This window comes from Burkholderia sp. BCC0097 (genome assembly GCF_902832985.1).
Taxonomy (GTDB): domain Bacteria; phylum Pseudomonadota; class Gammaproteobacteria; order Burkholderiales; family Burkholderiaceae; genus Burkholderia; species Burkholderia orbicola.
On sequence record NZ_CADFDM010000007.1, the window covers coordinates 430,116 to 444,191 of the forward strand.

The 14,076-nt window shown below is 67.5% G+C and carries 14 protein-coding genes; 4 read left to right on the forward strand and 10 right to left on the reverse strand.

What is annotated here, in order from left to right:
* Nucleotides 1-90: 90 nt before the first annotated feature.
* The 5 genes from HWX07_RS25260 to HWX07_RS25280 form a co-directional block, all read right to left on the reverse strand.
* Nucleotides 91-546 (reverse strand): VOC family protein, encoded by a 456-nt coding sequence (locus tag HWX07_RS25260; RefSeq protein ID WP_011545874.1) that lies wholly within the window; start codon nt 544-546, stop codon nt 91-93.
* A 240-nt stretch (nt 547-786) separates the two neighbouring features.
* Nucleotides 787-1,740, reverse strand: a complete 954-nt coding sequence (tal, locus tag HWX07_RS25265; protein WP_012328950.1) for a transaldolase — start codon at nt 1,738-1,740, stop codon at nt 787-789.
* 180 nt (nt 1,741-1,920) lie between these two features.
* Entirely contained in the window at nt 1,921-3,132 is a 1,212-nt protein-coding gene (locus HWX07_RS25270) for a benzoate/H(+) symporter BenE family transporter (protein WP_175878084.1), read from the reverse strand.
* A 55-nt stretch (nt 3,133-3,187) separates the two neighbouring features.
* Nucleotides 3,188-4,363: a VWA domain-containing protein gene (locus HWX07_RS25275; RefSeq protein WP_175878085.1), complete on the reverse strand. Its 1,176-nt coding sequence runs from the start codon at nt 4,361-4,363 to the stop codon at nt 3,188-3,190.
* 27 nt (nt 4,364-4,390) lie between these two features.
* The gene (locus HWX07_RS25280) at nt 4,391-5,233 is read right to left on the reverse strand and encodes a MoxR family ATPase (RefSeq protein ID WP_027806662.1); all 843 of its coding nucleotides are present in this window, start codon (nt 5,231-5,233) and stop codon (nt 4,391-4,393) included.
* Between the two features lie 244 nt (nt 5,234-5,477).
* Here HWX07_RS25280 and HWX07_RS25285 point away from each other — a divergent pair, with 244 nt between their 5' ends.
* Both HWX07_RS25285 and HWX07_RS25290 read left to right on the forward strand, forming a co-directional pair.
* The gene (locus HWX07_RS25285) at nt 5,478-5,837 is read left to right on the forward strand and encodes a cytochrome c (protein ID WP_006478192.1); all 360 of its coding nucleotides are present in this window, start codon (nt 5,478-5,480) and stop codon (nt 5,835-5,837) included.
* Nucleotides 5,838-5,877: 40 nt separating this feature from the next.
* Nucleotides 5,878-6,237 carry a cytochrome c gene (locus tag HWX07_RS25290; RefSeq protein WP_006478193.1) on the forward strand — a complete coding sequence of 120 codons (360 nt, stop codon included), beginning with the start codon at nt 5,878-5,880 and terminating at the stop codon, nt 6,235-6,237.
* A 102-nt stretch (nt 6,238-6,339) separates the two neighbouring features.
* On the opposite strand, the gene HWX07_RS25295 is transcribed toward HWX07_RS25290, so the two are convergent.
* Entirely contained in the window at nt 6,340-6,774 is a 435-nt protein-coding gene (locus tag HWX07_RS25295) for a DUF1841 family protein (protein ID WP_006490655.1), read from the reverse strand.
* 213 nt (nt 6,775-6,987) lie between these two features.
* Here HWX07_RS25295 and HWX07_RS25300 point away from each other — a divergent pair, with 213 nt between their 5' ends.
* Complete coding sequence (locus tag HWX07_RS25300; protein ID WP_175878086.1) at nt 6,988-7,917, forward strand: DMT family transporter; 930 nt, start codon at nt 6,988-6,990, stop codon at nt 7,915-7,917.
* 60 nt (nt 7,918-7,977) lie between these two features.
* On the opposite strand, the gene nth is transcribed toward HWX07_RS25300, so the two are convergent.
* Nucleotides 7,978-8,622, reverse strand: coding sequence for an endonuclease III (gene nth, locus HWX07_RS25305; protein ID WP_012328946.1), 645 nt, complete (start codon nt 8,620-8,622; stop codon nt 7,978-7,980).
* Nucleotides 8,619-9,626: an electron transport complex subunit RsxB gene (gene rsxB / locus HWX07_RS25310; RefSeq protein WP_175878087.1), complete on the reverse strand. Its 1,008-nt coding sequence runs from the start codon at nt 9,624-9,626 to the stop codon at nt 8,619-8,621. Before rsxB ends, nth begins: the two co-directional genes overlap by 4 nt.
* A gap of 156 nt (nt 9,627-9,782) precedes the next feature.
* Here rsxB and HWX07_RS25315 point away from each other — a divergent pair, with 156 nt between their 5' ends.
* The gene (locus tag HWX07_RS25315; protein WP_006478198.1) at nt 9,783-10,415 is read left to right on the forward strand and encodes a TetR family transcriptional regulator; all 633 of its coding nucleotides are present in this window, start codon (nt 9,783-9,785) and stop codon (nt 10,413-10,415) included.
* Nucleotides 10,416-10,524: 109 nt separating this feature from the next.
* Here HWX07_RS25315 and phaZ read toward each other — a convergent pair whose 3' ends face one another.
* Both phaZ and HWX07_RS25325 read right to left on the reverse strand, forming a co-directional pair.
* Nucleotides 10,525-12,015 (reverse strand): polyhydroxyalkanoate depolymerase, encoded by a 1,491-nt coding sequence (phaZ, locus tag HWX07_RS25320; protein ID WP_175878088.1) that lies wholly within the window; start codon nt 12,013-12,015, stop codon nt 10,525-10,527.
* Between the two features lie 211 nt (nt 12,016-12,226).
* Nucleotides 12,227-14,056 (reverse strand): glycoside hydrolase family 15 protein, encoded by a 1,830-nt coding sequence (locus HWX07_RS25325; protein WP_006478200.1) that lies wholly within the window; start codon nt 14,054-14,056, stop codon nt 12,227-12,229.
* Nucleotides 14,057-14,076: the final 20 nt, after the last annotated feature.

Sequence of the window (14,076 nt, forward strand, 5' to 3'; positions counted from 1 at the left end):
TGCGCTGCCGCGTGCCGCGCACGACGCATTGCCCGGTTGCCTGGCAACAAAAACGCCCGCCACCGCAAGGTGGCGGGCGTTCCTTTTGCGTCAGCCCTGCGCGCGTTTCGCGAGTTCCTCGCGCTGCGACAGGTCCTCGACGTTGACCATCCAGTGCACGCCGAAGCGATCCTTCGCCATCCCGAAGCCGAGCGCCCAGAACGTCTTGCCGAACGGCATCGTCACTTCGCCGCCGTCGGCGAGCGCATCGAACAGCTTCTGGCCTTCCTCGACCGTCGCCGGGTTCAGCGACAGCGAATAGCCGGCGTGCGCGGCGCCGGCCGGCTGGCTGCAATCGCCGTCCGAGCACATGATCATCGAGTCGCCGATCGTGAAGCTCGCGTGCATCACCTTGTCGCTCATCTCCGGCGACATCGGGTAATCGGGATTCGGTGGGGCGTCCTTGAAGTGCATCTTGAACATCGTCTTCGCGCCGAGTGCCTTTTCGTAGAACTGAAGGGCTTCGTCGGCACGACCGTAGAACGTCAGGTACGGTTGAACTTGCATCGTTGTCTCCTGGGATGTGCCATGCCGGCGCGATGGCGCTGGCGTGGCGTCGTGCAAGATTGACTGGGGAAAGGGCGCATCGGGACGCGGCCGTCGCACCCGTGACGTGGATTGTAGTGCGCGCGCTTGACGATGGAATGAAAAATAAAAACGGCCGCGAACATCATGTCCGCGACCGTTTGCAGCGCTTTCTGACGGCTGTTGTCAGTCTTGCTGACAGCCGCTGACGCGTAGCGCGGCTCAGCGCAGCGCGTCGATCAGCTTCTCGAGCTTCACCGCGTCGGCGGCGAACACGCGGATTCCTTCGGCGAGCTTTTCGGTCGCCATCGCTTCGTCGTTCAGTTGAAAGCGGAACGACGCCTCGTCGATCGCGACGCGCTCGGCCGGCTTGTCCTGCAGCGTTTCCGGCGACAGCTTGCGCGCGACCGTCTCGTTGCTCTCCTGCAGCTTCTGCAGCAAATCGGGACTGATCGTCAGCAGGTCGCAGCCGGCGAGCTCGGTGATCTGGCTGGTCGTGCGGAAGCTCGCGCCCATCACTTCGGTCTTGTAGCCGAAGGTCTTGTAGTACGTGTAGATGCGGCGCACCGATTGCACGCCCGGATCGTTCGCGCCGCCGTCGCGCGCTTCATTCCATTCGGCGCCGGCCTGCTTCTTGTACCAGTCGTAGATGCGGCCGACGAACGGCGAGATCAGTTGCGCACCGGCTTCCGCGCATGCGGCGGCCTGCACGAGCGAGAAAAGCAGGGTCATGTTGCACTTGATCCCTTCCTTTTGCAGTACCTCGGCCGCGCGGATGCCTTCCCACGTCGACGCGAGCTTGATCAGGATGCGCTCGCGGCCGACGCCGGCCGCTTCGTACAGCTTGATGAGCTCACGACCCTTGTCGATCGAGCGCTGCGTGTCGAATGACAGGCGCGCGTCGACCTCGGTCGATACGCGGCCCGGGATCAGCTTCAGGATTTCGGTGCCGAATGCGATCAGCAGACGGTCGATGATGAAATCGGTGCTTTCGTTGCGATGATCGCGGACGGTTTTCTCGAGGATCGGCTTGTACGCATCCTTCTGGACGGCCTTCAGGATCAGCGACGGGTTCGTGGTCGCGTCCTGCGGCTTGTATTGCGCAAGCTGCTGGAAGTCGCCCGTGTCGGCGACGACGGTCGTGTACTGCTTCAGCTGGTCGAGTGCGGTAGTCATGGCGATTCGGAAGAAGAGCGCGGGGCGCCGGGTTCTCACGGGCCGCGCGAGCGCGGCGGCGAAGCGAAGCGGCGCCGGGCGCCGCTTCCGATCCATCATTTTAGGCCCGATTCGTGTCGCGCACGTTTTGGCGTGGCGGGCGGGCGCTGCGGCGCGCGCCGCGGCAGGCGGCAAGCCGCGTCACGCGGGGCGCCGCGCGTTCAGGATCACCTGCGTGACGACCCCGGCGACGAGTCCCCAGAATGCGGAGCCGATCGACAGCAGCGTGAGGCCGGACGCGGTCACCATGAACGTGACGAGCGCCGCTTCGCGCTGCTTCACGTCCTGCATCGCGTTTGCGAGCCCGCTCATGATCGAGCCGAACAGCGCGAGCGCCGCGACCGACACGACGAGCGCTTTCGGCAGTGCCGCGAACAACGCGGCGATCGTCGCGCCGAAGACGCCGGCGACTAGATAGAACGTGCCGCACCACACGGCGGCCGTGTAGCGCTTCGCGTGATCCTCGTGCGCTTCGGGGCCGGTGCAGATCGCAGCCGTGATCGCCGCGAGGTTCACGCCGTGCGAGCCGAACGGCGCGAGCAGCAGCGACGCGAGGCCGGTCGTCGCGATCAGCGGCGACGACGGCGTCGGGTAGCCGTCCGCGCGCAGCACCGCGATGCCCGGTACGTTCTGCGACGCCATCGCGACGACGAACAGCGGAATGCCGATGCTGACGATCGACGCGACCGAGAACGCGGGCATCGTGAACACGGGCTGCGCGAGCGCGATGTGGAAGCGGCTGAAATCGAGCAGGCCGAGGCCGCCGGCTACCACTGTGCCGACGATCAGCGTCGTGACGATCGCATAGCGCGGCGCGAGGCGCTTCACGATCAGGTAGGTGAAGAACATCGCGAGCACGAGCGCGGTCTGGAACTGCGCGGCGCGGAAGATCTCGATGCCGATCTCGAACAGGATGCCCGCGAGCAGCGCGGCCGCGATGCCGGCCGGAATGCGCTTCATCAGCGTGTCGAACAGGCCGCTCACGCCGACGGCCGTCAGCAGCAGCGCGCATACGACGAACGCGCCGATCGCCTCGGGGTAGGGCACGCCGGGCAGCGACGCGATCAGCAGCGCGGCGCCGGGTGTCGACCACGCGACCACGACGGGCGCGCGATAGCGCAGCGACAGGCCGATCGTCGTCACCGCCATGCCGATCGACAGCGCCCAGATCCATGACGAGATTTGCGCATCGGTGAGGTGGGCGGCCCGACCGGCCTGGAACATCAGCACGAGCGAACTCGTGTAGCCGGTCATCATCGCGACGAAGCCGGCGACGAGCGCGGACACGGACGTATCGGCGAAAAAGCGGCGGCCGCCGGCGCGGCCGGCGCTCGCGGTGGACGAAGGGTTCATGCTCTCTCCGGGGCGGCCGCTCGGATGCGGCCTGTATGTCTGCGAGTGGGTGTCGTTACTTGCTGAGCGCGCGCATCGCGGTTTCGAGGCCCGCGAGCGTGAGCGGATACATGCGATGGCCGAGCAGGTCGCGGATGACCGCGACCGACTGCCGGTACTCCCATAGTCGCTCGGGCTCGGGGTTCAGCCATGCATGATGCGGAAACTGGTCGGCGAGACGGCGCAGCCACACGGCGCCGGCTTCCGGGTTGTTGTATTCGACCGAGCCGCCGGGCTGCAGCACTTCGTACGGGCTCATCGTCGCGTCGCCGACGAAGATCAGCTTGTAGTCGGGCGTGAACTTGTGCAGCACGTCCCACGTCGCGGTGCGTTCCGAGTGGCGGCGGCGGTTGTTCTTCCACAGGTGGTCGTACACGCAGTTGTGGAAGTAGAAGAATTCGAGGTGCTTGAATTCGGCCTTCGCGGCCGAGAACAGCTCTTCGGTGCGCTTGATGTGGTCGTCCATCGAGCCGCCGACGTCCAGCAGCATCAGCACCTTCACGTTGTTGTGGCGCTCGGGCACCATCCGCAGGTCGAGCCAGCCCGCATTCGCGGCCGTGCTGCGGATCGTGCCGGGCAGGTCGAGTTCCTCGGCGGCGCCTTCGCGCGCGAAGCGGCGCAGCCGCCGCAGCGCGACCTTGATGTTGCGCGTGCCGATCTCGACCGAATCGTCGTAGTCGCGGTACGCGCGTGCTTCCCACACCTTCACCGCGGTGCGGTTGCCGTTCGACGGGCCGCCGATGCGCACGCCTTCCGGGTTGTAGCCGCCGTGCCCGAACGGCGACGTGCCGCCCGTGCCGATCCATTTGTTGCCGCCTTCGTGGCGTTCCTTCTGCTCGTCGAGCAGCGTCTTCAAACGCTCCATCAGCTTGTCGAGCCCGCCCATCGCTTCGATCTGCGCCTTCTCCTCCGGCGACAGCTCGCGCTCGAGGCGCTTCTCGAGCCAGTCGAGCGGGATGTCGAACGCCTCGGACGGCAGCGCGGACACGCCATGGAAATACGCGCCGAACGCCTGGTCGAACTTGTCGAAGTACTGCTCGTCCTTGACGAGCGTCATCCGCGCGAGGAAGTAGAACGCGTCGATCGACGGCGAGATCAGCCCGGCCTTCAGCGATTCGAGCAGCGTCAGGTATTCCTTCACCGAGACGGGCAGCTTGGCTGCGCGCAGCGCGTAGAAGAAATTGAGCAGCATGGCCGGGCCTTCGCGGGTGAGGGAGGATTACCGGTTGTGCCGGTTCATGTAGACGAGCCGCTCGAGCAGGCTCAGATCCTGCTCGTTCTTCAGCAGCGCGCCCGCGAGCGGCGGCACGATCTGCTTGGCGTCCGCGCCGCGCAGCGCGTCGGCCGGGATGTTCTCGGCCAGCAGCAGCTTCAGCCAGTCGAGCAGCTCGGACGTCGACGGCTTCTTCTTCAGGCCCGACACGCCGCGCAATTCGAAGAAACTCTCGAGCGCCGCGCGCAGCAGCTCCTCGCGGATGTCGGGGAAGTGCACCGCGACGATCTTCTGCATCGTCGACGGGTCGGGAAACTGGATGTAGTGGAAGAAGCAGCGGCGCAGGAACGCGTCGGGCAGCTCCTTCTCGTTGTTCGACGTGATGATGACGAGCGGGCGGTGCTTCGCGCGGACCGTCTCGCGCGTCTCGTACACGTGGAACTCCATCCGGTCGAGTTCGCGCAGCAGGTCGTTCGGGAATTCGATGTCGGCCTTGTCGATTTCGTCGATCAGCAGCACGCTCGGCTGCTCGGCGTCGAACGCCTGCCACAGCACGCCCTTGACGATGTAGTTCGCGATGTCCTTCACGCGCTCGTCGCCCAATTGCGAATCGCGCAGCCGCGACACGGCGTCGTATTCGTACAGGCCCTGCTGCGCCTTGGTGGTCGACTTGATGTGCCACTGCAGCAGCGGCATGTCGAGCGCGGCGGCCACTTCCTCGGCCAGCATGGTCTTGCCGGTGCCGGGCTCGCCCTTGATCAGCAGCGGGCGTTGCAGCGTCAGCGCGGCATTGACCGCGAGCTTCAGATCGTCGGTGGCGACGTAGTGCGAGGACCCTTCGAAACGCATGGCGGCGCTCTTCTTCATCGGGGAAAAAACCCAGTATAAGTCAGAAGGGCTGTCCGGGCGGGCCGCGCCCGCGTATCGTTGCAGGGCTGTGGCGGGGCGAACCGGGGCGCCGTATGGACGCGTTCCCCGCCGACGCGGTACAATCTGGCCGTTTTTTTTGGCCTGCGTGGCGACCGACAAGCAAAACGGCGCGGGCCGTTGCCGCTTCGGCGCCAGTTTCCCCTCAAGCTAGGTTACAAGAGCTATGAACAAATTCGTCGGCAAACACGTCGTTGTCGCAGCGCTCGTGGCGCTCGCGGGCAGCGCGCAGGCGGCCGGTGTGGTCGGCAACCCGAAGGACGGGGCGAGCAAGGCCGCCATGTGCATCGGTTGCCACGGCATCCAGGACTACCGCGCGGCGTACCCGGAGGTCTACCGGGTGCCTGTCCTCGGCGGCCAGAACCAGCAATACCTCGAGAACGCGCTGAAGGCCTACCGCAAGAAGGATCGTCACTTCCCGTCGATGAATGCGATCGCCGGCTCGCTGACCGACCAGGACATCGCGGATCTGTCGGCGTACTACGCCGCCCAGAAGGCCGACACGAAGGACAACCCCTACAAGTAAAGCGCGCGCCGCCGATCTCTCCGGCGGGACAGGAGCATTCATGAACAACGCATTCAAGACGGCGGCGGTTGCACTGGCGGCCGGCCTCGCGATCGGTACCGCGCACGCCGCGGACATCTCGAAGGGCAAGGAACTGGTCGAATCGCACAACTGCGCGGCCTGCCACGGCGCGCAGCTGAACAAGCCGATCAACGCGGAGTATCCGCGCCTCGCCGGCCAGCACGCCGACTATCTCGTGTGGGCGATGCGCCAGTACCAGATGGGGCTGACGAACCCGCTGATCGGCCGCAACAACGCGATCATGCAGGCGCAGGTACAGAACCTGTCGGTCAGCGACATGAAGGACATCGCGTCCTACATCGAGTCGCTGAAGGAAACCGACCTCGTGTTCAAGAAGTAAGCGCGACGGGCCTCACGGGCTCGCGCAGCAAGAATGCCCCGCCTCGGCGGGGTATTTTTTTGTCCGCGGCGCGGCCCGGCGGGGTGTGCCGGGCCTGCGCGCTCAGTCGCGCGACGCGCGGCGCAGGATGCGCTGCAGGTACGCGTCGGTGTCGGGCGGCGTGTTGGTGCGCTGCGCTTCCCAGATTGTCTCGCCGAGGCATTCCATGATCGCGTGCTGCGCGTCGTGGGTCGAGTCGAGCTTCGCGGCCAGCTTGTCGTGCGCGGCGCGGATGCCGGGCGGCTGGTCGATCGACAACTGCTCGCTGATCGCGAGGTGCATCGACAGGTGCAGGAACGGGTTGGTGCGGCCTTCCTCGGGCGTGTAGTTGCGCGCCGCCGCGCCGTCGGCATCGGCCAGTTCGTCGTGGTACTCGGGATGCTCGACGATCCAGTCGGCCGCGATCGCTTCCAGCGGCGTCAGGATCTCGCCCGCGCGCTGCTTGCGCCAGGTCTCGGTGAAAAAGCGACGCACGTCGTCGCGGCTGGGATTGAACATGGTGTGGGGGAACGTCGTGATTCGGACGGCGTCATGCCGCGTCGGGCATTGTACGCCGGCGCGGCGTACGGCGCTGGCGCCGGCCCCGGAAGCGGTCGGCGCGGAGCGCGCGGCCGCCCGCCGCGCAACGGGTAAGCGCGGGGTAGGCTCGGCGCCGCCGCGCCGCTACACTCCGACGATTTCCGTCACGGTGCCCCGTTCGCCCGTTTCATCATGACCGCCACCGTTCGCTCCTCGTCCGCCGCCCTGCAGGGTGCGCTCTACGTCGCGTTATCCGCCACCGCGTTCGGCGCGATGGCGATTTTCGGCCGCTACGCGTATGCGGCCGGCGTCGACGTGCTCGGGCTGTTGATCGTGCGCTTCGCGATCGGCGGCGCGGTGCTCGCCGCGATCGCACGGCACCGCCGCGTCGCCTGGCCGCGCGGCCGGGCGCTCGCGCCGCTGGTGGCGATGGGTGCGCTCGGCTACGTCGGGCAGTCGTTCTGCTATTTCAGCGCGCTGCAGCACGCGCAGGCGAGCCTCGTCGCGCTGCTGCTGTACCTGTACCCGGCGTTCGTCACGCTGCTGGCCGCGTGGTGGCTCGGCGAGCGCCTGACGCGGGCGAAGGCCGTCGCGCTGGTGCTGTGCGTCGCGGGTTCGGCGCTGATGGTCGGCGGCGGGCACGGCGAGCCGCTCGGGATCGCGCTGGCGCTGGCCGCCGCGGTGATCTACTCGTTGTACATCGTCGGCGGCACGAAGGCGACGCGCGGCGTCGATCCGCTCGCGACCACCGCGATCATCTGCCTGTCGGCCACCGCGACGCTCGTCGCGATCGCCGTCGTGCGAACGGCAGCGTTCGGCGCGCCGCCGCGCTGGCCCGCGACGGCCGGCGGCTGGGCGTCGATGCTCGCGATTGCGCTCGTGTCGACGGTCGCGGCCATGCTCGCGTTCTTCGCCGGGCTCGAGCGGCTCGGAGCCGCGCGCACGTCGATGCTGTCGACGCTCGAACCGGTCGTGACGGTCGCGCTCGCGGCGCTGCTGTTCGGGGAAGCGTTGTCGCCGCTGCAGTGGGCGGGCGGCGTCGCGATTCTGGCGGCCGTGCTGGCGCTCGTGCGCGCGGGCGGCGCGGCCGCCGACGATGCGACGGCGACGTCCAACGCGTAAGCGGGGAAGGGGGCGGGCGTTGCGACGGCGCCTGCGGGGCTCGCCCGCGCTGCCTGATGCTTATTCGTTCGGCGGCGGCGTTTTCGGCCGGAACTCGCACAGCGGCTCGATCGCGCAGTGCCAGCATTCGGGCCGGCGGGCCTTGCACACGTAACGCCCGTGCAGGATCAGCCAGTGATGCGCATCCTGCAGGAATTCCTTCGGCGTGAACTTCTCGAGCGCGGCCTCGACGGCCCGCACGTCCTTGCCCGGCGCGAGCCCGGTGCGATTCGCGACGCGGAAGATATGCGTGTCGACCGCGATCGTCGGCTGGCCGAACGCGGTGTTCAGCACGACGTTCGCGGTCTTGCGGCCGACGCCCGGCAAGCTTTCGAGCGCTTCGCGATCGGCCGGCACCTCGCCGTCGTAACGCTCGAGCAGGATCCGGCACGTCGCGACCACGTTCTTCGCCTTGGTGCGATAGAGGCCGATCGTCTTGATGTACTCGGTGACGCCTTCCTCGCCAAGCGCGACGATTTGTCGCGGGGTGTTCGCGACCGGAAACATTTTCCGCATCGCCTTGTTGACCGACACGTCGGTCGCCTGCGCGGACAGCATCACGGCGATCAGCAGCTCGAACGGCGTCGAATATTCGAGCTCGGTGGTCGGATGCGGATTGAGGCTCTGCAGCGTTTCGTAGATCGCGCGTCGTTTGCTGGCGTTCATGGAGCGTTCCGGTCGGGCGGCGCGGACGGGCCGTCCGGATCGTCGTTACCGCCGTCGTTGTCGTGGTCGCTGCTGCCCGATGCGGCGTCGGCATCGCGCTGCGCCTGCTGTTCGGCGAGCCGCTTGCGGCGGGCCTCGGCCGCGTCGATCTGCGCCTGGACGGCCGCGCTCACGCCTTCGGTGTTCTTCGGCCCGGCGCCTTGCCCGGACAGTTCTTCCTTCTTCTTGCGCGCGCGTTCGAGTGCGGCGGCGATGATCGCGCGTTTCTTTGCTTCGGCATCGTCGGCGGCCGGCTGCGAGCCGGGCTGCGCTGCGGAGTGCTCCGCTACCGGCTTGGCGGCACTGGCCGCGCGGCGGGCGGCGGCACGCGCTTCGGCGGCCTCGCGCTCGCGGCGCTCGCGCGCGAGCCGCAGGTCGTGGCGTTCGCGCGCGGCGTCGGCCTGTTCCTGCGACCATGCATCCCAGCCCGTGCGATCGCCGGTCACCGGCAGCATCGCGATGCAGTCGACCGGGCACGGCGGGATGCACAGGTCGCAGCCCGTGCATAGCGACGCGACGATCGTGTGCATCTGCTTCGGCGCGCCGACGATCGCGTCGACCGGGCACGCCTGCATGCACAGCGTGCAGCCGATGCACAGGTTTTCGTCGATGAACGCGACCGCGCGCGGATGCTCGCTGCCGTTCACGGGGTTCAGCGGAATCACCGGCTTGCCGAGCAGGCTCGCGAGGCGCGCGATGCCTTCGGCGCCGCCGGGCGGGCACTGGTTGTAGTTCGCGTCGCCGGCGGCGATCGCCTCGGCGTACGGACGGCAGCCGTTATAGCCGCACTTCGTGCATTGCGTCTGGGGAAGCAGATCTTCGATGCGATCCGCGAGTGTTTTGGAGTCGGTCACGGTGACAACAGGCTGACAACGGGCGCAGCGGCGCCGAATGGCTCTCGGTCGGCCGCGTCGGGCGCGGCCGGAAAGGTTTGTCAAAGCTCGATTATCGCCGATTTCCCGCATTGCGCCGGACGCCGTCTATGCGCATAATCGAACCGCTTTTTTGCAGGGGCTCAGCAGGAGGGCGGCCGCCCGCGGCGCGCCCGTTCCAGGGCGGCCGGCGCCGAGGCGGTGGGGGTGTCGGTCCGAATCAAGCGGCTCACATAGCAAAGCGCCACCATGAATCAGCCAAAAATCAAAAGAGATCCTGAAGGTACGCGCCGCCGCATCCTGATGGCGGCCGCCGAAGAGTTCGCGAATGGAGGACTGTTCGGCGCGCGCGTCGATCAGATCGCGCGCCGGGCCGAAACGAACGAGCGCATGCTCTATTACTACTTCGGCAGCAAGGAGCAGCTCTTCACGGCGGTGCTCGAACACGCGTTCTCCGCGCTGACCGAGGCCGAGCGCGTGCTGGATCTCGACGGCGTCGCGCCGGTCGAAGCCGTCACGCGGCTCGCGCATTTCGTTTGGGACTACTACCGCGACCATCCGGAGTTGCTCCGGCTCATCAACAACGAGAACCTGCACGAGGCGCGCTATCTGCACAAGTCGACGCGAATCCGCGAGATGATGTCACCGATCGTCGCGAAGCTCGGCAACGTGCTGATGCGCGGCCAGAAGGCCGGGCTGTTCCGTGGCGATGTCGATCCGCTGCGCTTCTACGTGACGTTGTCGGGGCTCGGCTACTACATCGTGTCGAACCGCTTCACGCTCGCCGCGACGCTCGGCCGCGATTTCACCGACACCGACGAGCGCGCGGAGATGGTCAGGATGAACACCGAGGTGCTGCTCGCGTATCTGCTGCGGCGCTGACGCGACGCACGGATGAGCCGATGAGCCGCCTGCTCGCGGCCGCGCCGGGATAAAAAAACGCCGCCGTGCGTCAAGCAACGGCGGCGTTTTTGCGTCGGAACGCGGCGCGTCAGGCGGCCTTGCGGACCCGCGCGGCTTTTGCGCGCGGGTTGCCAGCCGCGCGTTTCGCCGTGGGCGCGGCCTTCGCGGCGGGCGTCCTGGCGGGCGCGACCGTCACGGCCGGCGCCTTCGCGCGCGTGCGTTTCGCGGCGGTGGCGCGCACCGCCGTCTCCGGCTCCGGCTTGGCGGCCGGCACGACGCCGATCGTGGTCGCATCCTGGGCATCGACGGGCAACTTCGTCGCGCCGGGCTTGGGCTCCAGCGCATGCTCGCGAATGAAGTCGCGCAGTTGCGGATAGATGATCGTGCGCCAGCGGCGGCCCGAGAAGATCCCGTAGTGGCCGCATTTCTCGGCGGTCAGGCTGCGGCGATCGTCTTGCGGAATGCCCGTGCACAGCTCGTGCGCGACGTGCGTCTGGCCGCTGCCCGAGATGTCGTCGAGTTCGCCCTCGATCGTCATCAGCGCGGTGTGCTTGATGTCCTGCGGCCGCACGCGCTCGCCTTCGACGTCCCACGTGCCTTCCGCGAGCCGGAATTCCTGGAACACGACACGGATCGTCTCGAGGTAATACTCGGCTGCCATGTCCAGCACCGCGTTGTACTCGTCGTAGAAGCGGCGGTGCGCTTCGGCGTCGTCCTCGTCGCCGCGCAGCAGGCTCTGGTAAAAATCCCAGTGCGATTGCGCGTGTCGCTCCGGGTTCATCGCGACGAAGCCGGTGTGCTGCAGGAAGCCCGGATACACCTGGCGGCCTTCGCCCGGATAGTTCGCGGGCACCGTATGGATCACGTTGTTCTCGAACCACGCGGTCGAGTGCTGCGTGGCGAGCGAGTTCACCGACGTCGGGCTGCGGCGCGCGTCGATCGGGCCGCCCATCATCGTCATCGTGAGCGGCGTGTCCTCGCCGCGGCTCGCCATCAGCGAAATCGCCGCGAGCACCGGCACCGTCGGCTGGCATACCGAGATCACGTGCAGGTTGCGCGCGCCGATGTGACGGATGAATTCCTGGATGTACGCGATGTAGTCGTGCAGGTGGAACGGGCCCGTCTCGACCGGCACCATCCGCGCGTCGATCCAGTCGGTGATGTAGACCTTGTGATCCTGCAGCAGCGTGCGCACGGTGTCGCGCAGCAGCGTCGAGTGGTGGCCCGACAGCGGCGCGCAGACCAGCACGACCGGCTCGTCCTTCAGTTGCGTGACTGCGTCGGCGTCGTCCGAATAGCGCTTGAAGCGCAGCAGCCGGCAGAACGGCTTCTCGATGATCGTCTGCTCGACGATCGGAATGTTGTGGCCGTCCTTGACGATCTGATGAATGTTGAATTCCGGCTTCTCGTAATCCTTGCCGAGCCGATACATCAGCTCATAGGCGGCCGCCATCCGCGGGGCACCGGGCATCAGCGAGAACGGGCTGGACGGATTCGCGAACGACTTCGAGGCGGCCTGGGCCCAGGCCGTGAGCGGGCTCAGCATGGCCCGCTGGAATTCGTGCAGTTGGTAAAGCATGCAGGCTACTCCCGCGTGGGGGACGGTGCGCAAGGGCGGCGTGAGGCGTCGCGGCGTGCCGTGTGGGTCAGCGACCGGCCATGTTGCATTGCAGCCGGACAATCTCGTCGATCATATCGGACAACGATCGGTGGTGCAATGCAACATTTCCCCGGGTTTTCATCAAAGTGTTGCGATTTGACGATCTCTGAACAAGGCCCCCGCGCGCCGTTCAGCGGCCCGTGGCCACGGCCGGCGCGGGCTGGCCGGCCGCGCGCGCCATCGCGTCTTCGTGGTGCATCAGGTTCATCGCGGTGTGCACGAGCGCCACGTGGGAGAACGCCTGCGGGAAGTTGCCGACGAGCCGCCCGGCCACCGGGTCGTATTCCTCCGCGAGCAGCCCGAGGTCGTTCGACAGCGCGAGCAGGCGGCTGAAGAGCCGATGCGCGTCGTCGATCCGGCCGAGCAGCGCATAGCTGTCGACCAGCCAGAAGCTGCACGCGAGAAACGTGCCTTCGCCCGGCGGCAGGCCGTCGTCGTATTCGGTCGTGCGGTAGCGCATCACGAGCCCGTCGTGCAGCAATTCCCGTTCGATCGCCTCGACCGTGCCGACGATGCGCGGGTCTTCCGGCGGCAGGAAGCCGAGCTGCGGCAGCAGCAGCACGCTCGCGTCGAGCTCGTCGCTGCCGTAGCTCTGCGCGAACGCCTGCTTGCCTTCGTGCCATGCGTTGGCGCAGACGTCCGCATGGATCTGCTCGCGCAGCGCGCGCCAGCGGTCGAGCGAGCCGGGCAGCCGGAACATTTCCGCCGACTTGATCGCGCGGTCGAACGCGACCCACGCCATCACCTTCGAGAACGTGAAATGGCGACGGCCCCCACGCGTTTCCCAGATGCCTTCGTCAGGTTCCTGCCAGATCTTCTCGAGATGGTCGAGCAGCGCGCACTGCACGGACCAGACCGTGTCGTCGGCCTGCAGGCCGCCCACACGGGCGAGGTGCAGCGCGGCCATCACCTCGCCGAACACGTCGAGCTGGAGCTGGTTCGCGGCGCCGTTGCCGACGCGCACCGGCAGCGAGTCCTGGTAGCCGGGCAGCCAGTCGAGCTCCATTTCCGGCAGCCGGCGCTCGCCGGCGATCCCGTACATGATCTGGATCTGCTCGGGCGAGCCGGCCATCACGCGGCCGAGCCACGTGCGCCAGGCACGCGCCTCGTCGTAGTAGCCGCCGCGCATCAGCGCGAGCAGCGTGATCGTCGCGTCGCGCAGCCAGCAGTAGCGGTAGTCCCAGTTGCGGTTGCCGCCGATCTTCTCGGGCAGCGACGTGGTTGGCGCGGCGACGATGCCGCCGGTCGGCTCGTACGCGAGCGCCTTCAGCGTGATCAGCGAGCGGCGCACGGCGGCCGCGTAGCGGCCCTGCACCTGACAGCGGCCCGACCATTCGAGCCAGTAGTTCTCGGTGCGCGCGAGCATCGACAGCGGATCGCGCGCGGGCGGCAGCCGCATGTGCGACGCCGCGTAGCCGAGCGAGAACGGCACGCGCTCGTCGGCGCCGACCGTGAATTCCGCGAGCGTATGGAGGTTCTTGCCGGTGAGCGGCACCGGCGTGCGCAGCACGACGGTATCGGGGCCGGCGATGGCCTTCATGCCGTCCTCGCGGGTCAGTTGCGTGACCCACGGAATCGAGAAACCGTAGTCGAAGCGCAACACGAGTTCCATGCGCATCTTCATTTTGCCGTGGCGGCCGACGACGATCCGCACCAGTTCGGACCAGCCGTTGCCGGGCGGCATGAAGTCGATCACGGTGACGGCGCCGTCGGCACTTTCGTAATCGGTCTCGAGAATCAGCGTGTCGCCGCGATAGCGGCGGGTCGTGTGCGTGATCGCGGCGTCGGCGGCCGGAGCAAGCAGCCAGCGGCCGTGCTCCGGCGTGCCGAGCAGCGCCGCGAAGCAGGCGCCCGAATCGAAGCGGGGCCAGCACAGCCAGTCGACGGAGCCGTCTTTTGCGATCAGCGCGGCCGTGTGGCCGTCGCCGACGAGGGCGTAGTCTTCGATCAGGGCGGGCATGGGCAGGCGATCCTTGGGTA